The following is a 24,466-nucleotide window of genomic DNA, read 5'->3' as shown; positions in this document are numbered from 1 at the left end:
CCCGGATCGTCGACCTCGGTGGCTTCGCCAAGGTCGTCGCCCTATGACGCCAAGGGCCTGCTGATCCAGGCCATCCGCGACAACGACCCGGTGATCTTCTGCGAGCACAAGCTGCTCTACAGCCAGCAGGGCGAGGTGCCGGAAGAGTCCTATGCGATCCCGTTCGGCGAAGCCAACTTCCTGCGCGACGGCAAGGACGTGACCCTGGTGTCCTACGGGCGCACGGTGAACACCGCCCTGGACGCCGCGCGCAGCCTGGCCGGGCGCGGCATCGATTGCGAGGTCATCGACCTGCGCACCACCAGCCCGCTGGATGAAGACAGCCTTCTGGAAAGCGTGGAGAAGACCGGGCGCCTGGTGGTGATCGACGAAGCCAACCCGCGCTGCTCCATGGCCACCGACATCTCGGCGCTGGTGGCACAGAAAGCCTTCGCCGCGCTCAAGGCACCGATCGAGATGGTCACCGCGCCGCACACCCCGGTGCCGTTCTCCGACGCCCTGGAAGACCTGTACATCCCCGACGCGGCGAAGATCGAAAAGGCCGTGCTGAACCTGATCGAGTGGAGCCGCCGATGAGCCAGATCCATACCCTGACCATGCCCAAGTGGGGCCTGTCGATGACCGAGGGCCGGGTCGATGCCTGGCTCAAGGAAGAAGGGCAGAGCATCAGTAAGGGCGACGAGGTGCTGGACGTGGAAACCGACAAGATTTCCAGCAGCGTCGAGGCGCCGTTCTCCGGTGTGCTGCGCCGGCAGGTCGCGCGCCAGGACGAAACCCTGGCGGTGGGCGCCTTGCTCGGCATCGTCGTCGAGGGCGAGGCCAGCGAGGCCGAGATCGATGCGGTGATCGAGCAGTTCCAGGCGTCTTTCGTGCCCGGCGAGGCCGCGGACGAAGACAGCGGCCCGACGCCGCAGAAGGCCCTGCTGGACGGCCGGCTGATCCGCTACTTCGAGCGCGGCGAAGGCGGTACGCCGCTGGTGCTGGTCCACGGTTTCGGCGGCGACCTGAACAACTGGCTGTTCAACCACGAAGCCCTGGCCGCCGGGCGCCGGGTCGTGGCCCTGGACCTGCCGGGCCACGGCGAGTCGGCCAAGACCCTGCGACGGGGCGATCTGGATGAGCTGAGCGAGGTGCTGCTGGCGCTGCTGGATCACCTGGAGATTTCCGAGGCCCATCTGGTGGGGCATTCCATGGGTGGCGCGGTGTCCTTGAATACCGCGCGCCTGGCGCCGCAGAGGGTGCGCTCCCTGACCCTGATCGGCAGCGCCGGCCTGGGGACCGAAATCAACGGCGATTACCTGCGCGGCTTTGTCGAGGCCGGCAACCGCAATGCCCTCAAGCCGCAACTGGTGCAGCTGTTCTCCAACGCCGAGTTGGTGAACCGGCAGATGCTCGACGACATGCTCAAGTACAAGCGCCTCGAAGGCGTGGACGCGGCCCTCGGGCAACTGGCCGGCCAGCTGTTTGCCGAGGGGCGCCAGCAGGCCGACCTGCGCCCCGTGGTGCAGGACGGCGCGCAGCCGGTGCTGGTGATCTGGGGCAGCGCCGACCGGATCATCCCGGCCGCCCACAGCGAGGGGCTCAAGGCCCGGGTCGAGATCCTCCCGGAGCAGGGGCACATGGTGCAGATGGAAGCGGCGGAGCAGGTCAATCGCCTGATCCTCGACTTTATCCGGCAGCACTGAAGTTTCTGCGGCGGCCAACCAGCCGTCGCAGCCCGACAAAAACAAGGAGAAGCCAAGATGAGTGTTTCCCTCAAGCCCGTCCCCAGCATGCGCGCCGCGGTCTGGCACGGCCGTCACGATATCCGCGTCGAAGACGTGCCGCTGCCCGAGGCGCCGCCCGCCGGCTGGGTGCAGATCCGCGTCGACTGGTGCGGCATCTGCGGTTCCGACCTGCACGAGTACGTGGCAGGTCCCGTGTTCATCCCCGTGGAGGCGCCGCACCCGCTGACCGGGGTCAAGGGCCAGTGCATCCTCGGCCACGAGTTCTGCGGCGAGATCGTCGCCCTGGGCGCCGGGGTCCAGGGTTTCAGCCTCGGCCAGGCGGTGGCCGCCGACGCCTGCCAGCATTGCGGCAGCTGCTACTACTGCACCCACGGCCTGTACAACATCTGTGAAAGCCTGGCCTTTACCGGGCTGATGAACAACGGCGCTTTCGCCGAGCGGGTCAACGTCCCGGCCAACCTGCTGTACGCCTTGCCGGCCAACTTTCCCGCCGAGGCCGGGGCCCTGATCGAACCCCTGGCGGTGGGCATGCACGCGGTGAAAAAGGCCGGCAGTCTGCTGGGCCAGAACGTGGTGGTGGTCGGCGCCGGGACCATCGGCCTGTGCACCATCATGTGCGCCAAGGCCGCCGGCGCGGCCCAGGTGATCGCCCTGGAAATGTCCGGCGCGCGCAAGGCCAAGGCCCGGGAAGTCGGCGCCACCCATGTACTCGACCCCAAGGAGTACGACGCCCTGGCCGAGGTCAAGCGCCTGACCGGCGGCCTGGGCGCCGATGTCAGCTTCGAATGCATCGGCAACAAGCACACCGCCAAGCTGGCCATCGACCTGATCCGCAAGGCCGGCAAGTGTGTGCTGGTGGGCATCTTCGAGGAACCCAGCGAGTTCAACTTCTTCGAACTGGTGGCCACCGAGAAACAGGTGCTGGGGGCGCTGGCCTACAACGGCGAGTTCGCTGACGTGATCGCCTTTATCGCCGACGGCCGCCTGGATATCTCGCCCTTGGTGACGGGGCGCATCCAGCTGGAACAGATCGTCGGCCAGGGCTTCGAGGAGCTGGTCAACAACAAGGAACACAACGTCAAGATCATCGTCTCGCCCGGACCGTTGCAACGCCCCTGAGCCGGGCGATTTGGCGATGGCCGGCAGCGGCCATCGCATTTTTTCCATCCCGGATCAGGCCTGGTCGCCCGTTTCAGATCGCGCCCAACAGCCCCAGTAGCTGCAACTGCCGCCGGGTCTGCGCTGCTGAGCGGTGCTCGATCGCATGCCAGCCCAGGGCCTTGGCTGCGACGATATTCGGCGCATGGTCGTCGATGAACACCAACTCCTGGGGCGCCACCTCCGGCAGATGCGCGCGAATGCGCTGCAGGGCGGTGTGGTAGATCTCGGCGTCAGGCTTGATCTGCCGCTCCTGCCCGGACACCACGATGTCGCGAAAACGCCGCAGGAACGGATAGTTGTCCCTGGCATAGGGGAAGGTCTCCTGGGACCAGTTGGTCAGCCCGAACAGTGGCATCTGCGCCTGGTGCAGCTCTTCCAGCAAAGCCACGCCGTCATCCAGCGGCCCGCGGAGCATCTCCGGCCAGCGCCCGTAATAGGCTTCGATCAGGGGCGCATGCTCGGGGTGCTCGGCCACCAGGCTGCGGGTCGCTTCGGCCAGGGGCCGACCAGCGTCCTGTTGGGTATTCCAGGCCTGGGTGCAAATGGTGTCGAGGAACCATTGGCGGCGGGCATCGTCGGGGATCAGTTGGCGGTACAGGTGGTGCGGACTCCAGTCGAACAGCACGCCACCGAAGTCGAAAACCACAGCACGAATCGTCATGAGCACTTCCTTATGAAGGGTTGTGGGCCAGGGCGTCATCCTGCGGCGGTGAGCGCTGCAATGCAATTTGCTGGCGTATCGATATGGGGCGGTCGTCGGGGCTTTTGGGGGCAGGGCTGGAGCCAGCCTTTCATCGGTTGGCAATCAGCCACTCGCTCGGGGGCGTCGACAACGGATTGGCCCGGCCACCGCACTTTTTGCGCTTTTACCGCTCTACTCATGGCCAGGCCGCGCCGATCCTCCGCGCAGCCAGAGTCCAGAACGGTGCCGATGGTTTATCCGCTTTCTCGTTATTGCCTGCGTGTATTACGCCAGCCGTTGTGGCTGGCCGGTGCCTTGATGGTCTGCGCCACGGGGTGCAGCCAGCAGCAGGGGCGGGACATGGTCCATCAGTTCAGCAACGGCAAGCCCCAGGAGTTCTTCCAGACCAGCGTCGACCGTATGGCCACCCTGAGCATGCGTGACAACCTGCAAAGCCTTTACCTGTTGATGAACAAGCTCTACCTGCGCAACCCCAGCCAATGGCGGGAGTGGGGCTATACCGATGCCACCAGTGCGGCGCGGGATATTCGTCAGGCCATCGAGCAGCAGAAATCCCTGCCGGCCCTGGGTGAGCGTCGTGATCTGGCGGCGTTGAGTTATGCGCTGAGCCCGGAGTTTCGGGGGGATCGGGTGGGGGCCTTTATCTATGCCATTGGCAGCATGCTGATCACTGCCCATGGTGGGCGTACCGAGTTTTTCATGACTGACGCCATCGACCCGCAGTTTGTCAGTAACGCTGCGCGCAATATCGAGAAGGCCACCTGGATGCTCAGTCAGCGGCAGGGGGCTGACGGTGAGTTGCTGCTGTTCTCCAATGAGATTTCGGAGGAGGGCAGCAATCTGAGTTTTGCGGTGGAGTTTGGGAAGATTGTGGCGCGCCTTGATCTGTTGACGCAGATGCTCGATGAGCGCTATCGGCGGATTGGGTTGAATTATGCGCAAAGCCTGCTGTTGATGAATTTTTTGCCGGTGCAGTAGGGGGCGGTACAGGCGGCTGGTGGATATGTTGTGGGCTTCTGTAGGAGCAGCCGGTCGACGCTCGATTGCTCGCGATAGCGTCCGCTCTGGCGCTGCATTTTTTGGACGGTGTACATATCCGTTGCTGCGGTAACGGCGGCTTATGGTTTCGCCCTTACGGCGAGTCACTTTGGAAGAGCCGGAAGCCGGCCCAGACCAAAGTAACCAAAACGCTTCGCCCCACCACTCGGTGCCTCGCCTAGGCTCGGCATGCCCTCACTCCGGCATCGATCCGTGGGCCGCCGCAAGGGGCCATCCCTGGCCCCGTGCGGCTAACCCGGCGTCCTGCCGGGTTACCCACGGCTCAATGCCTGCGTTCGGCCATCGTGGTTAACGGGGCGCTCAGATCAAAAGCAACGCGAGGCGGCCTACCGGCCGGCCTGAGAACTCACGTCAAGACGCGCACTCTGTAGCCGCTGCCGAGCCCTGGCGAGGCTGCGATAGGACCGAAGGTCCTCCAGCGATCTCAAAATCCTGCGCCCGCTTCGTCGGAATGCCGCCCAGGTCGTTCGCAGCCTCGCCAGGGCTCGACAGCGGCTACAAAAGCGCCGACCGGTAGGTCGCGCCAGCTTGGCTTTTGATTTACCCGCCCCATCGGCAGGCTTCGTTCCGGTGTTCATCAGGGGGATGGCGCGCAGCGCCGTACGGCGAAGCCGTACACATCGAGAGGAGGTCGAAGCGAAGCCGACCGGAGGCGATGCCCCCTGATGGACACCGGAGCGAGGGAACCTGAGCGCAGCGAAGGCCGTACGCTAGGGGCAAGCGTTTTTTGGTTACTTTTTTTGGCGTTTGAAAAAAAGTGACCCGCCGTAAGGGCGGAACCGTAAGTGGCCGTTACCGCAGGAATGGATATGTACCCCATCCAAAAAATGCAGCGCCAGAGCAGACGCCATCGTGAGCAATCAAGCGTCAACCGGCCGCTCCTACAAAGGCAAAACCAGTCAACCGTCACCCATGTGCTTGAACCCTTCTGTTACCCATGTAGATGAACTGCCCCAGGTACAAGCAAGTCGCCGTGACCGCAGCAACGGATATGTACACCAGCAAATCAGGGATTCAGGTTTTAGGAGCAGCCCTTTCAAGGGCCTTCTCGGTCTTGCCCAGGTAAGGCGTGATATCGATGTCCAGCATGCCCCAGCCCATCCCCTCGAAATCGGGGTTGGCGCGGTGCGTGCCGGTGGGGGTTGGCAGGGGAATGGCGCGCCCCGCACGGGCCAGCTCTTCGAGCATGACGTGGGCGATCTCGATGGCGGCGCCATACGCGGCCTCGAAGGTGTCGCCGGCGGTGACCGCTCCGGGAATGTCGGGAATCTGGATGCCGGTAGCCGTGTGCTCGTTGCCCCATTCGATGCAGATGGGATAGTGCATGGGAACCTCCTCAGCCACACAAAGATTGGACAGTGGCGAGGGAGCACGCGCCCTCGCCACCTTTCAATAGCGGGTCAGGACTCCTGACCCGCGCGCCATTGAATCACCTCCAACACCGCGCACCCTTCCCGGGTCAACAGATGCACCCCTCGGGTCACCCGCGTCAGGTCGCAGTCGGAAATGTCTTTCAGGTTAAGCGTGGACAGCGTGTCCATCAGGTCGCGCACCACGGTGAAACGATGGGCCGCGCTGCTGGCCAGATCGCTCAGGGAGGCTTGGGTATCGAGGTAGAAAACCGCTTGGTCGGCGTCGTGGGTGTCGACGGCGGTGAAGCGTGAGAGTGGCTGGTCAATCATCTGTGCAGCTCCTGTGCAGGGAGCAATCACCTGTGTTGCCGACGACGAGGAAAATGACCGTTTTACGCGTATGTGACGACCGGAGATTCACCGCGCATAGCCGTCATAACATCTTGTCGCGGGCCCCCGATAGGTGACTGCAAAGGTGTTGTGGGTGCTGATGCTGCGTTGTAATTCGACCGGCCAAGGTCGTTCGCGGATTTTGCCGCGAGGGCGAACTATAGGGGCAGGGCTTGACCGGCGCAACCGCACGTAGGCTGAGATGTTTGAGTGGTTGTGTCGGGGGCTGTTAGCAACGGAGGCAGGTGCGTAATTACATTGATTTGGCCATCCGTTTGCGTAGGGGCCTAGCTATCCAGAGCTTGAGAATCCTCTGCGCGAAGTGACAGAAATAGGGCCTCAGGATTCGTTCGATGGGCAGTGTGCTAATGCTATCGGTGTGTTGATGGCTAGCCTCTTGGAGGCCGACTGATTACTTCCGGAGCAGCGTTCAAGTGATGACTACTGTCAGTCGAGGTACTCTGCTTTGTAATGGTGTTTATGACTATCTAACTCAGAAACTGAATCGACCTTGCCTTTGTAGGTACACATGACATACCGCTTTTGGCCGACAGCGACCGCTCTCGGCCAGAAGCGGACGTGCGATCTTCGAAGCTCCACAACTGCTTGTCGATTGTGGACCGCGCTCGTTATCTAACCAATGAAGGCAATGTGATAGCATGCGCTGACCCCTGGAGGGGTAATTTTTTGACATCCCACAAGGAATACAATCTGTGAAAGACTTCGTCATCAGCGTCAACAACCTCGTCCTCTACGTCTCCCTGGCCGTGATCTGGCTTATCGCTTTTACCGCCATTTTCACCAGCGGTTTTTTGCCAGCCTTGGGGGTTTTCGTGGTCGGCACCCTGGTTTGGTGCATCGTTTCCGGCTTCTGGTTTGTCCAGTCAGCTACCTACGAAGAGCTGCGCAAGCTCAACGCAAACAAAGGCTGAAGCGCCAGAAAAAAGGCAGCAAAAAGGAGCAAAAAGGGGACAGATCTATTTTTCAGAAAATAAGAAAAAATAAATCTGTCCCGTTTTTCCTTTGCATCGTTGACTTGAAACGCAGCTTTGGGCTCAAACACTGAACTCATTATGATCAAACAGAAATTCGCATTCATACTTTCTCTGAGCACTATGGTGTTTCTGTCTGATCATTCGAGCGCGGGCTCACGTGAAGAGAAATTGCGGCTGGATGCGGCGTATCCAGTTGGAAGCAAGATTTTCTGCCAGTCCGATTTGAAAGATGGGGTATACGAGCATTTCCCCATGAAATTGGTGATGCGAGGTACTGTCACGGCTATACAGGGAGACCTTACGCAATATGATATCAGCGTAGATTGGATACAAAAGGGGGCTGATAGCGCGTCGGCTAGCCTCCGATATCACATGACTAACATTCGTGAGGCCAGTGGCGTTCGGATGCATATTGACCCTGCAAGCTTGAAAGTATTTGCGCCTGGCACTCACTTATCTGAACATGAACTTACTAAAGCGGTCCTGGCTCGCTTCGCTTCCAAAAACCACTTCCAGTCAGACCGAGATGTAGAGGTCACAGATTTTCCAGCGTATGTAATTACTAGTGATGGCGAATCCCCACTTTACTGTCATAAAGATGAGTAGACGCGAGCCCTCGGTTAACAACGTACAAAAAAAGAGGACAGATTTATATTTACCGCTACCTCGGTAAATAAATCCGCCCCCTTTACCCTTCCAGAAACCGGCCCGACAAACCTTGTCTTCTGACTACTCTGCTCGGTCAACGATGCTGAAAACACCGTCCTGACTGCGGTCTACGACCACTAATTCATCCAACATCTCCCCGTCGAAAAAGCCACAGGCAGGAACCCTGCCGAACGATTTAGCCAATCTGTTGCGTCGACCGGTTGAATCCACAGTCGACTGCTGCCCTTCGCAACAGTCAGCAATCGATCGAGGCTGTGTGAAAACATTTTAGAGCAGGTTTGACAGTCAGGAGCGGAACGAAAATGGCGTTCCTACGCAAATTTCCGGTCTGCTGACTAACCAAATACTGGCAGATTTTACGTAGCAACGCAGGCCACAAAACGGTGCATGCGTTTTCACACAGCCGGACCCAAAGTTGTCGTTGGCAGGTGACCAAAATTGGCAGATCCAGGCAGGCGCTCGGTACTGAGAACTTACTGCATGGATAGAACGGACTATTTCGATATGAATTGTCAGGTGGCATCCGCTAAGTAGTAGAGGATATACCCGGAGTACACCAGAGAACCGGCCGCCACTTCTGCTTTGAAGCACTCGTTGAGTGCATCCTCATCAGCAAAGCCGTACTCCGTAAGCTTGGCGCCGGCAAAGCCGGCAAGTCGCCATGCATCGAAGCCACCGATCTCACCATGCTTCCCAAAGTCGAAGTCTACTGTGCCCGTGGGGAGGCTGATCGCGCAGCCATAGCCGTGCTTGAAGTAACGAATTCCGCCTTCAAGCTCTCCGCGCTGAGGAATGTCAGTTCCCACCCAATCTGTATTGGTCGAGGGCCGCGAGATGCCAGACCGCTGCATCATGTCCACAGCGGCGCTGACGCTTGCTTGGTAGTCGCAGATCAAATTGGCGAGTTGGCTATTCATACAGTCTCACGTTGTAGGTAAGCGGTGCTGAGTCAAGAGACCGCAGGGAGCAGCATTCGAAGCTGCTGATGGGCAGCTTTTGGCCGTTCGCTGCCGCCTGTGATCATTGTCGTCTGTGAATCATTTTATGGTTTTAACAATCTCCTCGACCTCCCGCCTGTATTAGAAGCACATCCACATCTGTAGCCGCTGCCGCAGGCTGCGAACGGGCTTGGCGGAATTCCGACGAAGCGCCCGTCAAACCCGGCTACGCGGTGTAACAGGTAAATCCGGGAAGCAGGGTTTGCGTCTGCTACACAGCTGATCGCAGCCTTCGGCAGCGGCTATAAATAGCGCCTCAGGCAGCGCACCAAGGGCTGGCCGTTAATGGGGTCACCCATTTTCAGTTGCGAAATGACTGCCCCAGAAACTCGGTGATCAGCGATGCGATCTGCTGCTGGATCAACGCCCGCGGTCGAGCGTTGTCGCCATCCCGGCAAATGACGCCATCGCCTGGTGCTTCTTCTTCGAGCAACGCCAGCGCGCCAGGTTTGCACATCGACAAAAAGCTGAAGTGGCTGGCGTCCTCGATCTCGACGTAGCGATTCGTCGCCGGGGGCAAGCGCTGGCTGAGGTCGGCGGATTCCAACCGCGCGGGAAGGTCTTCAGAGGGCATGCCCGCTGCGATCACCAGTGTCGGCACCGGCAACGTCGCCAGGCTTTCATCGGTCAGGCCGCGTGACAGGCCCAGGTCCAGGGAAACGATGGCGGTGACCCGTTTGTCGCTCAGATCGGCGCCCAGCCGGGCTTTCGAGGCCGGGGTGCTGTCGGGGTTGATCTGTTTGTAAACGCTGCAACTGGCCAGTTGCGGATGGGTGGTGCAGTCCTGGACAAAACGGTTGGGATCGAATCGGGCACCGGCGATTTCCAGGGCGGTCCAGCCGCCAAGGGAATGACCTACCACTGCAATTTGCTGCTTCGCCACTAACCCGAAGTGTTCCGGCTGAGCCGTGACCGCATCGATGGCCCGCTGCAGGTCGACGGGACGCTGCCACAACTGTGCCGCGGCTTTAGGGTTGCGATCGCGGGTGGTGGTGCCGGGGTGGTTGACCGCTGCCACGATGTAACCCTGACGGACCAGTGCACTGGCCAGCCATGACTGGTTCTCCCAATTGCCGCGAAAGCCGTGGGAGAGTACCACCAGTGGATGCGCGCCTGCGGCCGGAGGAGCATCGCGGACGGCGAGGGCACCGACAAACACCGGAGTATCGGCGATCAACTGCGGTGTGGCAGTGGTTGCGCTCGGGTACCAGACGACCAACTCCAGTGGGCGGTCGTTTTGCTTGTCTGGCAATGTCGAGGCCCGGAAGCCGATGGGGTTGTCGCCAGCGAATGCATGTATGTTCAGGCAGATAAGGAGCAGGGCGCCAAGCACTATTTTCATTGTTTTCATCTTCCTTGATGGGATCGGCGTCGATGGGACGCGATCAGGGGCGGGGGAAACATATCAGCCCTCATGTCGGCACACACAGCCATTTCTGATGCCCATTGAGTCGACTTGTTTTCTAGGCGCATCCCGGTAACCGCTTCTGGCCGGCAACTGCCTCTGCGTTTTCCAAGCCCCACCCATCAATCAACAATCACCCGCTCATCCGGATCATCCCCCAAACACACTGTCAGCTGTTGCCCAGCCTTGTTGAACGCGCAGGGGGGGCAGAGTTTGCTGCTTGGTGAAGCTCAGCCACCAGGCGCCCAGCAGCGGTACCGGGCCGGCGATGAGCCAGGCCAGTCGGGCGCCGGGCATGCGGGCGAGCAGGGTGAGGGTCAGGCCGATCGCTGTTGCTCATCGATAGGCCATCGGCAAAGTTTTTTTCAAAGCTTGGATCCCTGCCACGTCATGCGGTTGCACGAGGCAAGGTTTCCAATCTCAGGGCCGCTACAGGTACAGCGCCTCTGTCAGGGCTAAGGCGGCGTACGTGCGTCGGTCGGCATTTTCAAGCCGGACCCCGATTCAACTTTGCCAGCAGGCCGCGAAACGCTTGCACACCTCAAAGCGCTGATCTAGATCGGCCATGCGTACCTGATGCGCGCTCAATGTTTCCTTCAGCAGTTCTCGCTGGGTTCGGTAGTAGTACTCCAGCATTTCATTGTTGGTCGACATCGCCTTGCTACGGTCGGCCGCTTCGCTGTCGGGCAGTAGTTCTTTGATCGCGGGGGTGTCGAGCAGGCCCAGGCGGTTGGTGTAGTAATCCTTGTACAACTGCAATGAACGGGCCTTGATGCCCCCCATCTCGTTGGAGAACTGCTCCAGGTTCTGCTGATACTCAGTCCAATAGGCATCGGGCAGGCTGAAGCCGAGGCGCTGTTTGCGTTCCGCTATCGATTTGTCGAGTAATGATTTCTGGACCGAAGGGGAATCGTCGGCGTCGGGCTTCATTTTCGCGATGACACTGGCGTCGACGATCTGCGCGATCAGCGCTGCACGCTCCGCTGACTGCGGCTGTGCTTCGGCGGGCTTGGGGAAAATAGGACTGTGGCCGGCGCAGGCGGGCAGGCCTTTGTTGGTCAGCGCGATCGGCGAGCGCACAATCTTGCCATCGATCTGGCGCAGACGGCTAAGGGTGACCTGGCAATTACGTTCTACGTAGCGGAAGTTCGCTTCGTACTCGCCACCGCTCTGCGGGGTAAAGTTGAACGCCACGGTGCACACGCTGCCGGTGCTCAAGGTATTGGCTCGCGCGAATAGCTCATGACCTGGTTGTAGTCGCACTTCCAGATAGGCCTTGGCATCGTCGGGTGCAGCGGCGCTCATGGCCGCCCGTCGCCGGGTATCGGTGGTGAACAGGTTATTGAGCAGACCCGTGGTTTGGCCGTCGCAGTGTTCGGCATCGAACAAGTCGAGCGTCGAGTTTTCAGTGCTGCTGATAAAGCGCAGCTTCGCCGCATCGGGTCCACTGGCGTCCGGGTAGGAACCGTTGAGACTGCACCCACCAAGTAACAGTGCGGCAATGCTTACAGCGCCACGCATGCGCCATTGGGAAAAGCAGAACATGTTGATATATCGTCCTTGATGCATGAGTGGGCGAAAGGCCATCATGCTAAAGAAGGCAGTCGCCGCCGTCCAGCGCGCCTGTCATCCCTGAATTTTCCTGTGGATTTTCTTCGTCTCCCACCGAGGTAGCGGAATGCTTGACTCGCACAAACTCTTTGCAATTGGCCTGATCGGATTACTGGCCGGTTGTTCGTCAATGCCAGCTGAAATGGCGTTGAATTCGCCTGTTTACAACGCGCAAAACGCGGGTTTAGTAGTCGGCACGCTGCTGGAAGGCGGCCCCTACGGAACCTACCTTGAATTTCGCGATATCAAGAGTGACAAGACTTATGGGTGGGGACCCAAGGATGATTACTCGGCATGGCTACCTGCCGGTGACTATGAGGTGAGCCGCCTGGGTCACCGTCGCGGGGTAATGGGGGCTTACTCCAAACCGCTGCGTTTCACCGTCACCCAAGGGCAGCTCAATTACCTTGGCGAGATGGTCTACGGCTGCTCGGCCGTCGCACAACCGGTTGCGGTGTACGGCGTATTGAACTGCGGGTTTCTCGCGCTTGGCGAATGCACCGTCCCTCGCCCTAGCGTGAACGTGTGCGTGGTGGACCGCCAGGATCAAGCGATCAGGCATTTTTTGCAGCAACACCCCGGACAAGCCCCTTTACCCGTGCATAACGCGGTCATGTCGGCAGCAGCCTCTGGATCGAGCGTCCGCTTTCCCTAACTCCCTGGGGTGGCTAACTCGGCATTCCTGCCGAGTTGCCCACTATGCAGAACCTCCGGCCCTTCGATGGGGCAAGAGAAGCAAAAGCGAGGTGGCGCGGTGTGTCAGGTACCGTGAGGAAGACGCGCTTGCCTCCGCCGCTTCCATGTCCCATACACCCCTCAATCAACAATCACCCGCTCATTCGGATCATCCCCCAAGCACACGCTCAGCTGTTGCCCAGCCTTGTTGAACGCGCAGTGGGGCAGGGCCTGCTCCTTGATGAAGTTCAACGCAGGAAGGATGAACACGCCGGCCAGAATCAGCGCCCCCACGGTCCGCAGGAACAGCACATCCGCACTGGTGGCGGCTGGCCGGGGTTTGAGGCGGCCGCGGCGATACCAGTACCACCCGCTGGCGACAAAGCCGCAGCCGATCGCCATGGCGTAGTCGAGCTCCCAGTCCTGTGGGCTGAAGATCAGGTGGCCGTCGGCGTCGTCCGGGTAGTTGAGTCGCCACCAGGCGCCCAGCAGCAGCGGCACCAGGCCGGCGATGAGCCAGGCGAGGCGGGCGCCGGGCAGGCGGGTGAGCAGGGCGACGGTCAGGCCGAGGGCACAGACGATCCATAGGCCGAGGAACAACTGGAAGCCCATGGCGCCGCCGAACAGCGTGCCGCTGACGTCCCGGGGGATGACCAGTTGCAGGTCGGCGAACAGCATCAGGGACAGCGGGGCCCCTATGGCGATCCAGCTCAGCAGGTGGTTGAGCCGTGACCACAGGGTGAACAGGCGACGAAGCAGGGGGTTAGGCAAAGAGGGGGCAGGCGCCAACACGTTTCTTCCTTGGGTGGTGTTCAGGGGCGCGAAGTATGCAAGGCCGCCGCCGGTTTTGCATCAGGCGCCGTGCCACTGTCATGCATCAGAGCGGGCAGGGCGCGAACGCCCTGCCCGAGGGGGCTAGAACTGCTCCGCTTCCAGGCCGAACAGCACGGCGCTGCCGGCGCGGATGCTCTGTTCCAGGCTGAGGATGCGCGGCAGCAGGCGGCCGAAGTAGAAGCGCGCGGTGGCCAGCTTGGCACCGTAGAACGCCTCGTCCTCGGCGCGCTTGTGCTCGGCCACCTGGGCCATGCGCGCCCACAGGTAGGCGTAGGCCACGTAGCCGAACAGGTGCAGGTATTCAACGCAGGCGCTGCCCACGGCGTTGGGGTTCTGTACCGCCTGTTCGCGCAGCCAGTCGCTGAGGTCTTCCAGGCGCTGCACCGCGTCCAGCAGTTCGGCGGCGTAGGCGGCGCCGGGCAGGGAGGCGTAGTCGCGGATCTCGCCGGTGAACAGGCGCAGGGCCACGCCGCCGTTGCCCACCACTTTGCGGCCCAGCAGGTCCAGGGCCTGGATGCCGTTGGTGCCTTCGTAGATCTGCGCGATGCGCACGTCGCGCACCAGCTGCTCCTGGCCCCATTCGCGAATATAGCCGTGGCCGCCGAACACCTGCTGGCCGAGCACGCAACTGTCCAGGCCGGTGTCGGTGAAGAAGGCCTTGGCCACCGGGGTCAGCAGCGCCACCAGGGCTTCGGCGTTGTGCCGCTCATGGGGCTGGTCGGCGAACTTGGCCAGGTCCAGCTGCTGGCCGACGTAGCTGGCAAAGGCGCGGCCGCCCTCGGTCATGGCTTTCATGGTCAGCAGCATGCGCCGCACATCGGGGTGGACGATGATCGGGTCGGCGACCTTGTCCTTGGCCACCGGGCCTGCGGGCGAGCGGCTCTGAATGCGCTCGCGGGCGTAGCTGCGGGCGTTCTGGTAGGAGTTCTCGGCGCAGCCGATGCCCTGGATGCCGATGGACAGGCGCTCGTAGTTCATCATGGTGAACATCGCCGCCAGGCCCTTGTTGGCCTCGCCGATCAGCCAGCCGCGGGCGCCGTCGAAGTTCAGCACGCAGGTGGCCGAGGCCTTGATCCCCATCTTGTGCTCGATGGAGCCGCAGCTCACCGCGTTGGCCTCGCCCAGGGCGCCGTTGGCCTCGACCTGGATCTTCGGCACCAGGAACAGCGAGATGCCCTTGGGCCCGGCCGGGGCGTCCGGCAGCTTGGCCAGCACCAGGTGGATGATGTTCTCGGTCAGGTCCTGCTCGCCGCCGGTGATGAAGATCTTGCTGCCGCTGATCCGGTAGCTGCCGTCGGCCTGGGGCTCGGCGCGGGTACGGATGATCCCCAGGTCAGTGCCGGCATGGGCCTCGGTCAGGCACATGGAGCCGGCCCAGCGGCCTTCGTACATGGGGGGCAGGTACAGCGCTTTGAGCGCTTCGCTGGCGTGGGCGTCGATGGCCAGGCAGGCGCCGGAACTCAGGGCCGAATACAGGGCGAAGCTGGAATTGGCGGCGTAGAGCATTTCCTCGAACTGCACCGCGAGCATCTTCGGCATGCCCATGCCGCCGTAGGCCGGGTTGCCGCTCAAACCCACCCAGCCGCCCTGGATATAGGTGGCGTAGGCCTGCTTGAAACCGGCCGGGGTGCGCACCTGGCCGTTGTGCCAGGTAGCGCCTTCCTCGTCGCCGCTGCGGTTGAGCGGGGCGATCAGCTGGCCGGTGACCTTGGCCGCCTCTTCGAGAATCGCATCGGCGGTTGCGGCATCCACCGTATCGGCCAGGGCCGGCAACCGCGCCCAGAGCCTGGGCGCGTTGAACACTTCATGCAGAACGAAGCGCATATCGCGCAGGGGAGCGTTGAATTCGGGCATCGCAAAAACCTCGTGTGAATCGAAAAGGTCGAACCGACATCGGTGGCGTGGCCAGGGCGGTGATGTATTCAGGCTAGAGATTTTTCGCCATGTCGCGCAGGACGAACTTCTGGATCTTGCCGGTGGAGGTCTTGGGCAACGGGCTGAACACCACGGTACGCGGCACCTTGAAACCGGCCAGGTGTTCGCGACAGAAGGCGATGATCTCGGCCTCGCGCACCTGCTGGTAATCGGCCTTGAGGGTGATGAAGGCGCAGGGCGTTTCGCCCCATTTCTCGTCGGGCCGGGCCACCACTGCCGCCTCCAGCACCGCCGGGTGGCGATAGAGCACGCCTTCCAGCTCGATGGTGGAGATGTTCTCGCCGCCGGAAATGATGATGTCCTTGAGCCGGTCGCGGATCTCCACGTAACCGTCCGGGTGGGTCACCCCCAGGTCGCCGGTGTGGAACCAGCCGCCCTCGAAGGCTTCGGCGGTGGCGTTGGGGTTCTTCAGGTAACCCTTCATCACGGTATTGCCGCGCATGAAGATCTCGCCGATGGTCTGGCCGTCGCGCGGCGTGGGTTCGAGGGTTTTCGGGTCGGCCACCATCACCCCTTCCAGGGTCGGGTAGCGCACGCCCTGGCGCGACTTGATCTGCGCCCGCTGCTCCAGCGGCAACTCGTCCCAGGCGGCGTGCCAGGCGCACAGGGTCACCGGCCCGTAGACCTCGGTGAGGCCGTAGACGTGGGTCACCTTGATGCCCATTTCCTCCACGGCGCCTATCACCTTGGCCGGCGGCGCCGCCCCGGCGACCATGGCGTCGACCGGGTGGTCGATGGCCGCCTTGGCCGAGTCCGGCATGTTCACCAGGGCATTGAGCACGATCGGCGCGCCGCACAGGTGCGTAACCTGATGCTCGCGGATCAGGTTGAGGATCTTCTGCGGGTCGACCCGGCGCAAAAACACATGGACCCCGGCCAGGGCGGTGACGGTCCAGGGGTAGCACCAGCCGTTGCAGTGGAACATCGGCAGGGTCCACAGGTACACCGGGTGGTTGCCCATGGCCCAGGTCATCTGGTTGCCCAGGGCGTTGAGGTAGGCGCCGCGGTGGTGATAGACCACGCCCTTGGGGTTGCCGGTGGTGCCCGAGGTGTAGTTCAGGGCGATGGCTTGCCATTCGTCGTCGGGCCAGTGCCAGGCGAACTCCGGGTCGCCCTCGGCGAGGAAGGCCTCGTAGTCCAGGTCGCTGACCGGCTGGCCTTCGCCGTACTCGGGGTCGTCGAGGTCGATCACCAGCGGCGGGTGCTCGAGCATGCCGATAGCGGCGTGGATCACCTGATGGAACTCGCGGTCGGCGATCAGCACCTTGGCTTCGCCGTGGGCCAGCATGAAGGCGATGGCTTCGGCGTCCAGGCGCACGTTGAGGGCGTTGAGCACGGCGCCGATCATCGGCACGCCGAAGTGGGCTTCGAGCATGGCCGGGATGTTCGGCAGCATCACCGCCACCGTGTCGTTCTTGCCGATCCCGCGGCCGGCCAGGGCCGAGGCCAGGCGCCGGCAGCGGCTGTAGGTCTGGGCCCAGGTGCGGCGGATCGAACCGTGGATCACCGCCGGGTAATCGGGGTAAACGGCGGCGGTGCGTTCGATGAAGCTCAAGGGGGAGAGGGCGATATGGTTGACGGCCGTCGGCGCGAGGCCTTGCTCGTAGATGGACATGGTTCGGGTACCCGGTGGCTGATTGTTAGCTCTATTGGCCGAGACTGCTTGCAGGCGCTCGGTGACTTATCCGAGGGCTTTTATATACTGTCTGCCGGTTGATATGGAAGTACTACCTGAGTTGTATAGTATTTATACTATATTGATAATTCGCTGATCCGGCCCGCAGGTTTATCGACGATGTCCACCTCCCCTCACTTGAACCATTGGCTGCAGCTGCAGCGCGAAGGCCGGCTGCCGGATTCGCCCTGGCTCGGCCACGACCCGCAGCCCTGTGTGCTGCTGGACGCCGAGGCGCGGCCGCTGGACCTCAACCCGGCGCTGCGGCAATGGCTGGATGACGCGGCCCAGGGCGAAGTCGCGGTCTTGCTGCCGGTCAATGCCGCGGCCCTGGTCCGGGCCTGCCTGGAGCAGCAGCGGGCCATCGAGCAGGTCGAGGTGCAGTGGGGCGAGCGGGTGCTGCTCTGGACCTTTATTCCCGACCCGCACAGGCAGCGGGTTTTGGCCCGCGGCCAGGAAGCCACGGCGCAGATCCTCGCCGAGCGCGAGTCGGCCAAGGCCCGGCGCCTGTACCGGTTGATCACCGAGAACACCACCGACCTGATTTCCCGGCACACCCCGGACGGCACGTTCCTCGACGCCTCGCCGGCCTCCTGGACCCTGCTCGGCTACTGGCCCGAAGCGTTGCGCGGGCTGCTGGCCCGCAGCCTGTTCCACAGCCAGGACCTGGCCGGGCTGACGCAGCGCGCCCGGGACGCCCTGGAGCAGGACGGCTACCACACCATGACCTACCGCATCCGCCATCGCGACGGCCATTACCTGTGGTTCGAGACCGCCTGCCGGGCGATCCGCGATACCTACACCGGGACGGTGGTGGAAGTGGTGGCGGTCTCGCGGGACATCACCTCCCGGGTCCAGGCCGAAGAGAACAAGCGGCGTCTGGCGGAAGTGGTGGAAGCCAATCCCGACCCGGTGCTGTTCATCCAGCCCGGCGGCGCGGTGACCTACCTCAACCCGGCGGCCCGGCGCACCCTGGGGCTTTCGGCCGGGCAGGCGATGCCGGAGCTGGCGGCGATCCTCGCCGAAGAGGTGCTGCACTGCCTGCAACGCGAAGGTTGGGAGCGCGCTGAGCGCAGCGGCCGCTGGAGCATCGAGGCACGTCTGCAACCGCCGGCCGGTGGCGCTTCGGTGCCGGTGTCGCTGATGCTCCTGGCCCATCGGGCGGCCAGCGGCGAGCGCTTCTATTCCCTGGTGGCCCACGACCAGAGCGAACGGGAATTGCGCGAAGCCCAGCAGCGCCACCACCAGGACGAACTGGCCCACACCGCGCGCCTGGTGACCCTGGGCGAACTGGCTTCGGGCATCGCCCATGAGATCAATCAACCGCTGGCGGCGGTGGTCAATTACGCCAACGCCAGCCAGCGTTATCTGCAAAATCTCGAGACCCAGCCCCAGGCCGCGCAAAAGGTCGCCCAGGGCCTGGAGCGGATCGCCGAGCAGGCCACCCACGCCGCCGAAGTGATCAAGCGTCTGCGGGCTTTTTTGCGCAAGGGCGGGCGCCGGGTGCAGGCCCTGGACATCGCCGAGGTGGCCCGGGAAACCGTGCGCCTGTGCGCCTGGGAGGCCCAGGCCTGCCAGGTGACGATCGAGTTGCGCCTGGCGGATAATCTGCCGCCGGTGTATGCCGACCGGGTATTGCTGGAGCAAGTGCTGTTGAACCTGTTGCGCAACGCCATCGAGGCCAATCGCGAGGTGCATCCGCAGCAGGGCTCGCAGATCGTCCTGGGCACCGAAGCGGCGGCTGAGGGCGGGGTTCGGGTCAGCGTCAGCGACCAGGGCCCGGGAGTTTCCGTCGAGCAATTGCCGCAGCTGTTCACCCCGTTCTACACCAGCAAGGCCAACGGTCTGGGGCTTGGGTTATCCATGAGCCGCAGTATTGTCGAAGGCTTCGGCGGCGACTTGCAGGCCCATCCCCAGAGCCGCGGCCTGAAGATGTGCTGCCACTTGCCGGCCACGGCCCCGGCAGACCCCGATTCACCCTCCCATCCCACAACAGGAGCAAGGCAATGACGAGTGCGGCGCAGCAGCTGGTGTACGTGGTCGACGACGACCCGGGCATGCTCGACTCCACCGTCTGGCTGCTGGAGTCGGTGGGCCTCAAGGCGGTGCCCTTTACCAGCGGCCGGGAGTTTCTCGAACATTGCGACCCTGGCCTGGATGCCTGTGTGCTGCTGGATGTGCGCATGCCCGGCATGGGCGGGCTCAACGTCCAGGAAGAGCTGCGCCAGCGGGATATCCACTTGCCGCTGATCTTCGTCAGCGGCCACGCCGACGTGCCGATCGTGGTGCGGGCGTTCAAGGCTGGCGCCGTGGACTTCATCGAGAAGCCCTACAACGAACAACTGCTGCTGGACAGCGTGCAGCAGGCCCTGCGCCGCGCCGACGACCGCCACAGCCGCAACGCCGGGCTGGCCCAGGTCGAAGCGCGGCTGGAGAGCCTCACGCCACGGGAGAGGGACGTGCTGCTGCCGTTGGTGCAGGGCTACAGCAATCGCGAGATCGCCGAGCAACTGGGGGTCAGCGTCAAGACCATCGACCTGTATCGGTCGCGGGTGATGAAGCGCATGCAGGCCGAGCATTTGCCGGAGCTGGTGGGGATGGCTATCGCTGCCGGGTTGGTGGACCCGTTGCAGTTGCGGTGAGGGGGGAGGGCACTGCACATTTTGCGTTTTTACGGCGCTAGCGACGCTCGCCACCCCCTGTAGGAGCAGCCGGTCGACGCTCGATTGCTCGCGATGGCGTTGGCTCTGGCACTGCATTTTCTGGATGGTGTACATATCCGTTGCTGCGGTAACGGCGGCCTAGGGTTTCGCCCTGACGGCGAGTTACTTTGGAAAAGCGCCAAAGTAACCAAAACGCTCTGCCCCTCCACTCGGTGCCTCGCCTAGGCTCGGCATACCCTCACTCCGGCATTGATCCGTGGGCCGCCGCCACAGGCCATCCATGGCCTGATGGCGGCTAACCCGGCATCCCTGCCGGGTTACCCACGGCTCAATGCCTGCGTTCGGCCATCGTGGTTAACGGGGCGCCCAGATCAAAAGCCAAAGCAAAAGCAAGACAGCGGCCTACCGGCCGGCCTGAGGCTGAATGCGCTTTCTAATGAAACCCTGTGAAAGCTCAGTAGCCTTCACAGGGTGTTAGGGGGTGACCATCGATGTAGCCGCTGCCGAAGAATGAGGCTGCGATCGGCTGCGCAGCAGACGCAAAGATCGGCAGTAACCACGAAGTGTTGAAGGCATTCGATGACACCTGTGCGGGCAAAAAAAAGCGAGCCGATGAAGGCTCGCCAAAGGGAGGTAAAGGGTCAGTTGGCCAACAGTTTGCCGCTGAACAGGCTGATCAGGGTTTTCACCAACAGCACCGTCAGCGCTACCGTGAGGAACAGCAGAATCGCAGCGGCGATGACCGTCAGCACGGTGCTGTCCTGGGCATGTGCATACTTCAGTGCCGCATTGCTCAGTGCCGCGATGGGAAAGCTGATTGCCCACCACGAAGGGGCAAAGGGCACATCGCGACGGAACACTTTGACGCTCAACACCACGAACAGGAACAGGCCGAAGTAGAACAACACGCTGGCAAATCGGTCGATCTCGCCGAACACGTTGGTGTAAGCCAGGAAACCTACTTCAAACGGTGCAACCAGGACCATCAGCGAGGGCACCATGCCTTTGGCCAGAGGTGTCTCATGCACCAGCCGCGAAAAGATCCGAGTGAAGAACACCAGTGCCAGCACCGCACCCACGGCGAGCGCAAACAGGTTGAACTCCGCAGCCCAGGCCATAGGCATGTGCGCACCGGTCAACGCGATATCGAGCGTGGCGACACCTGGAATCAGCCAGGCGGGTACGGCATTCGACGAATCCTGGGGGCCCGACAACAGACGGGAAACCACGAGACCTGCGAGCAACACCGTCAGTGCGCTACCGAGTATCCAGAGAGCCTGTCCGAGCCATTCGTTGTGGGGCCCCGCGACTGCGGAAAGCAACAAGACTGCAATGGCGACGGTGCCGAAAAAGTTGCTGGTGATCGGATGGTCGAACTCTGCCCTGACCGCTTCCGGATGGTTTATCCATTTGGTCAGGTAACCCAAAGCCAGCAGCACGAACACCAGGCCGGCGAGCACGCCAATCGCTTCGCCCAATGTACCGCCGACGCCGTAATACTGACCGCTCAAGCGCCAGGCCAGTCCCAGGCCGGCCAAACCCATGACTGAACCGAACAGATTGATCGGCAGGTTCTTGATCGATGTCTTGCTGGCGGTTACTGGCTGAGCTGCAGCGACGGTGGGGTTGTATGCGGTGTTCATGGCAGTCTCTCGTTTGACTGAATTTGCTGTTGGAGCTATTTTCAGCCAATCGGTCGCTGGCTGAAATGGTCATGATGCGACGTATTCAGCCAATTGCTCGACGAGGACAGACAGCATGCGCATAACCCTCCTGGCCTTTCCCGGCGTGCAACTGCTGGACGTGGTCGGCCCCGCCGACGTCTTCGCCGAAGCAGCCAAGCTACTGGGCAATCCGCGCGCCTACCGGGTCGAGGTCATCGGTACCCGCAAGGGGATGATCGAGGGCTCGAGCGGTTTGAAGCTTGGCATCGACGAAACCTTCGAAACCTGTAAAGGCAAGATCGACACCTTGCTCGTGGCCGGCAGCCCACGCATCGACGAAATCGCCCATGACCCGGCCCTGCAAGATTGGCTACGCCGGCAGGCGAAATCCGTGCGTCGCATCGGCTCAGTCTGTAGCGGCGCCTTTCTGCTGGCCGCCGCGGGCCTGCTCGACGGACGCCGTGTCACCACTCACTGGAATTCCAGCGCAAAACTGGCGAAGGAACACCCGCACACCCACGTCGATCCGGACAGCATCTATATCAAGGATGGCAACCTCTACACCTCGGCGGGGGTCACGGCGGGCATGGACCTGGCTTTGGCGCTGGTCGAAGAAGACCACGGCAGGGAACTTGCGCTCAGCGTTGCCCGTGAAATGGTGATGTTCTTCAAGCGGCCTGGCGGGCAATCGCAATTCAGTGCGCAATTGGCGGCACAGACCGCCGAACGCAGCGTGATCAGAGCGGTGCAGGAATTTGTGGTGGAGCACCTGAAGGCCGACTTGAGCGTACCCATCCTGGCCGCCCGCGCCGGCATGAGCGAGCGCAACTTCGCTCGCACCTTCAAGGCCGAAGCCGGTTCGACCCCGGCCGAATTTGTGGAACTGGCCCGCATCGATGCGGCCAGACGGCTTATCGAAGACTCGGACGTATCCCTCAAGCGCTTGGCCGATACCGTCGGCTATGCCAATACGGACGGGTTCAGGAGGGCATTCATGCGGCGCCTTGGGGTTGGTCCAAGCGATTATCGCAAGCGCTTTTCATCGGTGTGATCTAGACACGCCTGATTGCCAAGCGTCAGCGTCTAGAAGCATTTGATAGCCGTCGGCAGGTATTTTTCGCGCTTGTTTCACCTGGCGGTTTCATCTGCATGGGTCCAGCACTTCAATACCCGCTTTTGGCGGTTTGCCGCCGGTTGTCATCATGGCTGCCTATGGACCATTTTGTGGTTTGGCTCCCGTGCCGGGCTTTTTTGACGGCAGTCACCCGGCCCTGGCGGGTCTCCTATACTGACTGGCGCCGACAGGTTCGCAAGATACCCGAACGCTGCCGGAACGGCCGTCAGCACCCTGACAGCTGCCCTCCCAGTCACTGCAAGGAGACCAAACATGGCAATCCGCATTGGCGACGAAGCACCCGATTTCACCGCCGACACGACCGAAGGTCCGCTGCACTTCCACGAGTGGATCGGCGACAAGTGGGCGATCCTGTTCTCGCACCCGAAAGACTTCACCCCCGTGTGCACCACCGAGCTCGGTTACATGGCCAGGCTCAAGCCGGAGTTCGACAAGCGCAACACCAAGATTGTCGGGCTCAGCATCGATCCGGTCAGCGACCACCATGCCTGGGTCGGTGACATCCAGGAGACCCAGGGGCATGCGGTCAACTACCCGATGATCGGCGACGAAAACCTGGTGGTGGCCAAGCTCTACGACATGATCCACCCCAATGCCAGCGGGGGCGCGCGCACCGCCGTGGACAACGCCACCGTGCGTTCGGTGTTCATCATCGGCCCGGACAAGAAGGTCAAGGCCATGCTGGTCTACCCGATGAGCGCCGGGCGCAATTTCGATGAAGTGCTGCGCCTGCTCGACTCCCTGCAATTGAATGCCAAGCACACCGTCGCCACCCCGGTGAACTGGCGCCCGGGCGAGGATGTGATCATTCCGACCTCGGTATCCGACGAGGACGCCAGGAAGAAATACCCGCAAGGCTTCAAGACGTTGAAACCCTATCTGCGTACCGTGCAGCAACCGGAGTAACGACCGCCGACCAGGGGCTGCCCGCGGAGCCTGCCTGTGGGAGTGATGCTACGCCGGACGTTATGGATGGATCGCCGGCGCGGCGCCACAGTTATCTCCAGGCATGTTCATGGGGTCGCCTTTAGCCAGGATGGGCAGCCATTGCCCATCCCAGGTTCGAACATACCGTTGAGCGAATGCCTCAGGAGCGGCTGATGAGGCCAAGCGCTATCCTTGAGCCTGCCCCCCCGTTACCAGAGCCAACCCATGCTCGATGTACAAGCCGTCTGCAAAAGCTACCCCACGCCCCAAGGCCCATTGGCGGTGTTGCAGGGCGTCGACCTGCACCTGGAACAGGGCCAGAGCCTGGCGTTGATGGGGGAGTCGGGCAGTGGCAAGAGCACCTTGCTGCATTTGATCGCCGGGTTGGACAAGGTCGATCGCGGCAGCATCTGTATTGGCGGGCAGCAGCTTGAGCGGATGAGCGAGCACCAGTTGGCCAATTGGCGGCGGACCGAGGTTGGGCTGGTGTTTCAGCAGTTCAATCTGATCGGCAGCCTGCGGGTGGAGGACAACCTGGGGTTTCAGGCGAAGCTGGCGGGGCGTTTTGATTCGCGCTGGCAGGCGCAGTTGGTGGAGCGGTTGGGGTTGGGGGATCTGTTGCGGCGTTATCCGGAGCAGTTGTCTGGCGGTCAGCAGCAGCGGGTGGCGCTGGGCCGGGCGTTGGCGGCGAAGCCGCGGTTGCTGTTGGCGGATGAGCCCACGGGCAGCCTCGACGAGGCCACCAGTGACGAGGTGTTGCAGTTGTTGCTGGAGTTGCTGGCGGAAACGCCTACCAGTTTGTTGATGGTCACCCACAGCCAGCAGGTGGCCAGCCGCCTGGGGCGGATCGCGCTGTTGCACGGCGGGCGTCTGGCGGGCGAGGGCTGA

21 protein-coding genes and 1 pseudogene are annotated in these 24,466 nt (G+C 62.2%); 12 read left to right on the top strand and 10 right to left on the bottom strand.

The annotated features are described in order from the left end of the window. From ACQKQA_RS19420 to ACQKQA_RS19410, 3 genes are all read left to right on the top strand, one after another. A partial coding sequence (locus ACQKQA_RS19420) for an alpha-ketoacid dehydrogenase subunit beta (protein ID WP_427561023.1) occupies positions 1 to 576 on the top strand: 576 nt, incomplete at its 5' end. Beyond that, positions 573 to 1,685 carry an acetoin dehydrogenase dihydrolipoyllysine-residue acetyltransferase subunit gene (locus tag ACQKQA_RS19415; protein ID WP_427561020.1) on the top strand — a complete coding sequence of 371 codons (1,113 nt, stop codon included), beginning with the start codon at positions 573 to 575 and terminating at the stop codon, positions 1,683 to 1,685. The genes ACQKQA_RS19420 and ACQKQA_RS19415, both read left to right, overlap by 4 nt. A gap of 87 nt (positions 1,686 to 1,772) precedes the next feature. Beyond that, positions 1,773 to 2,846 carry a 2,3-butanediol dehydrogenase gene (locus ACQKQA_RS19410; protein ID WP_427561032.1) on the top strand — a complete coding sequence of 358 codons (1,074 nt, stop codon included), beginning with the start codon at positions 1,773 to 1,775 and terminating at the stop codon, positions 2,844 to 2,846. 73 nt (positions 2,847 to 2,919) lie between these two features. Here ACQKQA_RS19410 and ACQKQA_RS19405 read toward each other — a convergent pair whose 3' ends face one another. Beyond that, positions 2,920 to 3,549 carry an HAD family hydrolase gene (locus ACQKQA_RS19405; protein WP_427561017.1) on the bottom strand — a complete coding sequence of 210 codons (630 nt, stop codon included), beginning with the start codon at positions 3,547 to 3,549 and terminating at the stop codon, positions 2,920 to 2,922. Between the two features lie 270 nt (positions 3,550 to 3,819). On the opposite strand from ACQKQA_RS19405, the gene ACQKQA_RS19400 reads away from it, so the two are divergent. Continuing rightward, positions 3,820 to 4,569: a hypothetical protein gene (locus tag ACQKQA_RS19400; protein ID WP_427561029.1), complete on the top strand. Its 750-nt coding sequence runs from the start codon at positions 3,820 to 3,822 to the stop codon at positions 4,567 to 4,569. A 1,125-nt stretch (positions 4,570 to 5,694) separates the two neighbouring features. On the opposite strand, the pseudogene ACQKQA_RS19395 reads toward ACQKQA_RS19400, so the two are convergent. Next, positions 5,695 to 5,976: pseudogene (locus ACQKQA_RS19395) on the bottom strand (type II toxin-antitoxin system HicB family antitoxin); the annotation flags it as partial. Positions 5,977 to 6,050: 74 nt separating this feature from the next. After that, positions 6,051 to 6,332, bottom strand: a complete 282-nt coding sequence (locus tag ACQKQA_RS19390) for a hypothetical protein (RefSeq protein WP_427561014.1) — start codon at positions 6,330 to 6,332, stop codon at positions 6,051 to 6,053. A gap of 773 nt (positions 6,333 to 7,105) precedes the next feature. Between ACQKQA_RS19390 and ACQKQA_RS19385 the strand changes: the two genes are divergently transcribed. Continuing rightward, positions 7,106 to 7,324 (top strand): hypothetical protein, encoded by a 219-nt coding sequence (locus ACQKQA_RS19385; protein ID WP_427561011.1) that lies wholly within the window; start codon positions 7,106 to 7,108, stop codon positions 7,322 to 7,324. Positions 7,325 to 7,465: 141 nt separating this feature from the next. After that, positions 7,466 to 7,993, top strand: a complete 528-nt coding sequence (locus tag ACQKQA_RS19380; protein ID WP_427561008.1) for a hypothetical protein — start codon at positions 7,466 to 7,468, stop codon at positions 7,991 to 7,993. A 575-nt stretch (positions 7,994 to 8,568) separates the two neighbouring features. On the opposite strand, the gene ACQKQA_RS19375 is transcribed toward ACQKQA_RS19380, so the two are convergent. From ACQKQA_RS19375 to ACQKQA_RS19365, 3 genes are all read right to left on the bottom strand, one after another. Beyond that, on the bottom strand, positions 8,569 to 8,973 hold the full coding sequence (locus ACQKQA_RS19375; protein WP_427561005.1) for a DUF6896 domain-containing protein: 405 nt from the start codon (positions 8,971 to 8,973) through the stop codon (positions 8,569 to 8,571). A gap of 382 nt (positions 8,974 to 9,355) precedes the next feature. Continuing rightward, positions 9,356 to 10,396, bottom strand: a complete 1,041-nt coding sequence (locus tag ACQKQA_RS19370) for an alpha/beta hydrolase family protein (RefSeq protein WP_427561002.1) — start codon at positions 10,394 to 10,396, stop codon at positions 9,356 to 9,358. A 567-nt stretch (positions 10,397 to 10,963) separates the two neighbouring features. Further along, positions 10,964 to 12,004 carry a hypothetical protein gene (locus ACQKQA_RS19365; protein WP_427560999.1) on the bottom strand — a complete coding sequence of 347 codons (1,041 nt, stop codon included), beginning with the start codon at positions 12,002 to 12,004 and terminating at the stop codon, positions 10,964 to 10,966. Between the two features lie 133 nt (positions 12,005 to 12,137). Between ACQKQA_RS19365 and ACQKQA_RS19360 the strand changes: the two genes are divergently transcribed. Continuing rightward, positions 12,138 to 12,725: a hypothetical protein gene (locus ACQKQA_RS19360; RefSeq protein ID WP_427560996.1), complete on the top strand. Its 588-nt coding sequence runs from the start codon at positions 12,138 to 12,140 to the stop codon at positions 12,723 to 12,725. 161 nt (positions 12,726 to 12,886) lie between these two features. On the opposite strand, the gene ACQKQA_RS19355 is transcribed toward ACQKQA_RS19360, so the two are convergent. The 3 genes from ACQKQA_RS19355 to ACQKQA_RS19345 form a co-directional block, all read right to left on the bottom strand. Continuing rightward, on the bottom strand, positions 12,887 to 13,537 hold the full coding sequence (locus ACQKQA_RS19355; RefSeq protein WP_427560993.1) for a hypothetical protein: 651 nt from the start codon (positions 13,535 to 13,537) through the stop codon (positions 12,887 to 12,889). Between the two features lie 123 nt (positions 13,538 to 13,660). Continuing rightward, the gene (locus tag ACQKQA_RS19350) at positions 13,661 to 15,433 is read right to left on the bottom strand and encodes an acyl-CoA dehydrogenase C-terminal domain-containing protein (RefSeq protein WP_427560990.1); all 1,773 of its coding nucleotides are present in this window, start codon (positions 15,431 to 15,433) and stop codon (positions 13,661 to 13,663) included. Between the two features lie 73 nt (positions 15,434 to 15,506). Beyond that, positions 15,507 to 17,129, bottom strand: coding sequence for an acyl-CoA synthetase (locus tag ACQKQA_RS19345; protein ID WP_427560987.1), 1,623 nt, complete (start codon positions 17,127 to 17,129; stop codon positions 15,507 to 15,509). A 180-nt stretch (positions 17,130 to 17,309) separates the two neighbouring features. Here ACQKQA_RS19345 and ACQKQA_RS19340 point away from each other — a divergent pair, with 180 nt between their 5' ends. Both ACQKQA_RS19340 and ACQKQA_RS19335 read left to right on the top strand, forming a co-directional pair. Continuing rightward, complete coding sequence (locus tag ACQKQA_RS19340) at positions 17,310 to 19,199, top strand: PAS domain-containing sensor histidine kinase (protein WP_427560984.1); 1,890 nt, start codon at positions 17,310 to 17,312, stop codon at positions 19,197 to 19,199. Next, entirely contained in the window at positions 19,196 to 19,831 is a 636-nt protein-coding gene (locus tag ACQKQA_RS19335; protein ID WP_427560981.1) for a response regulator transcription factor, read from the top strand. Before ACQKQA_RS19340 ends, ACQKQA_RS19335 begins: the two co-directional genes overlap by 4 nt. A gap of 662 nt (positions 19,832 to 20,493) precedes the next feature. Here ACQKQA_RS19335 and ACQKQA_RS19330 read toward each other — a convergent pair. Beyond that, positions 20,494 to 21,495: an SLAC1 anion channel family protein gene (locus ACQKQA_RS19330; protein ID WP_427560978.1), complete on the bottom strand. Its 1,002-nt coding sequence runs from the start codon at positions 21,493 to 21,495 to the stop codon at positions 20,494 to 20,496. 115 nt (positions 21,496 to 21,610) lie between these two features. On the opposite strand from ACQKQA_RS19330, the gene ACQKQA_RS19325 reads away from it, so the two are divergent. From ACQKQA_RS19325 to ACQKQA_RS19315, 3 genes are all read left to right on the top strand, one after another. Further along, entirely contained in the window at positions 21,611 to 22,567 is a 957-nt protein-coding gene (locus tag ACQKQA_RS19325) for a GlxA family transcriptional regulator (protein ID WP_427560975.1), read from the top strand. 336 nt (positions 22,568 to 22,903) lie between these two features. After that, positions 22,904 to 23,557, top strand: coding sequence for a peroxiredoxin (locus ACQKQA_RS19320; RefSeq protein ID WP_427560972.1), 654 nt, complete (start codon positions 22,904 to 22,906; stop codon positions 23,555 to 23,557). Between the two features lie 246 nt (positions 23,558 to 23,803). Then, the gene (locus ACQKQA_RS19315; RefSeq protein ID WP_427561026.1) at positions 23,804 to 24,466 is read left to right on the top strand and encodes an ABC transporter ATP-binding protein; all 663 of its coding nucleotides are present in this window, start codon (positions 23,804 to 23,806) and stop codon (positions 24,464 to 24,466) included.

The sequence above is a fragment of the Pseudomonas sp. NPDC089530 genome (assembly GCF_050280705.1).
Taxonomy (GTDB): domain Bacteria; phylum Pseudomonadota; class Gammaproteobacteria; order Pseudomonadales; family Pseudomonadaceae; genus Aquipseudomonas.
The sequence above is the reverse complement of the archived record's forward strand: the minus strand, read 5'-3'. Positions and strand labels throughout refer to the sequence as shown.

What these genes read in the sequence shown, in the direction of transcription:
- ACQKQA_RS19415 (WP_427561020.1), top strand. Translation starts at nt 573, where the DNA reads ATGAGCCAGATCCATACCCTGACCATGCCCAAGTGGGGCCTGTCGATG.
- ACQKQA_RS19410 (WP_427561032.1), top strand. Translation starts at nt 1,773, where the DNA reads ATGCGCGCCGCGGTCTGGCACGGCCGTCACGATATCCGCGTCGAAGAC.
- ACQKQA_RS19405 (WP_427561017.1), bottom strand. Translation starts at nt 3,549, where the DNA reads ATGACGATTCGTGCTGTGGTTTTCGACTTCGGTGGCGTGCTGTTCGAC.
- ACQKQA_RS19400 (WP_427561029.1), top strand. Translation starts at nt 3,820, where the DNA reads ATGGTTTATCCGCTTTCTCGTTATTGCCTGCGTGTATTACGCCAGCCG.
- ACQKQA_RS19390 (WP_427561014.1), bottom strand. Translation starts at nt 6,332, where the DNA reads ATGATTGACCAGCCACTCTCACGCTTCACCGCCGTCGACACCCACGAC.
- ACQKQA_RS19380 (WP_427561008.1), top strand. Translation starts at nt 7,466, where the DNA reads ATGATCAAACAGAAATTCGCATTCATACTTTCTCTGAGCACTATGGTG.
- ACQKQA_RS19375 (WP_427561005.1), bottom strand. Translation starts at nt 8,973, where the DNA reads ATGAATAGCCAACTCGCCAATTTGATCTGCGACTACCAAGCAAGCGTC.
- ACQKQA_RS19370 (WP_427561002.1), bottom strand. Translation starts at nt 10,396, where the DNA reads ATGAAAATAGTGCTTGGCGCCCTGCTCCTTATCTGCCTGAACATACAT.
- ACQKQA_RS19365 (WP_427560999.1), bottom strand. Translation starts at nt 12,004, where the DNA reads ATGTTCTGCTTTTCCCAATGGCGCATGCGTGGCGCTGTAAGCATTGCC.
- ACQKQA_RS19360 (WP_427560996.1), top strand. Translation starts at nt 12,138, where the DNA reads ATGCTTGACTCGCACAAACTCTTTGCAATTGGCCTGATCGGATTACTG.
- ACQKQA_RS19350 (WP_427560990.1), bottom strand. Translation starts at nt 15,433, where the DNA reads ATGCCCGAATTCAACGCTCCCCTGCGCGATATGCGCTTCGTTCTGCAT.
- ACQKQA_RS19345 (WP_427560987.1), bottom strand. Translation starts at nt 17,129, where the DNA reads ATGTCCATCTACGAGCAAGGCCTCGCGCCGACGGCCGTCAACCATATC.
- ACQKQA_RS19340 (WP_427560984.1), top strand. Translation starts at nt 17,310, where the DNA reads ATGTCCACCTCCCCTCACTTGAACCATTGGCTGCAGCTGCAGCGCGAA.
- ACQKQA_RS19335 (WP_427560981.1), top strand. Translation starts at nt 19,196, where the DNA reads ATGACGAGTGCGGCGCAGCAGCTGGTGTACGTGGTCGACGACGACCCG.
- ACQKQA_RS19330 (WP_427560978.1), bottom strand. Translation starts at nt 21,495, where the DNA reads ATGAACACCGCATACAACCCCACCGTCGCTGCAGCTCAGCCAGTAACC.
- ACQKQA_RS19325 (WP_427560975.1), top strand. Translation starts at nt 21,611, where the DNA reads ATGCGCATAACCCTCCTGGCCTTTCCCGGCGTGCAACTGCTGGACGTG.
- ACQKQA_RS19320 (WP_427560972.1), top strand. Translation starts at nt 22,904, where the DNA reads ATGGCAATCCGCATTGGCGACGAAGCACCCGATTTCACCGCCGACACG.
- ACQKQA_RS19315 (WP_427561026.1), top strand. Translation starts at nt 23,804, where the DNA reads ATGCTCGATGTACAAGCCGTCTGCAAAAGCTACCCCACGCCCCAAGGC.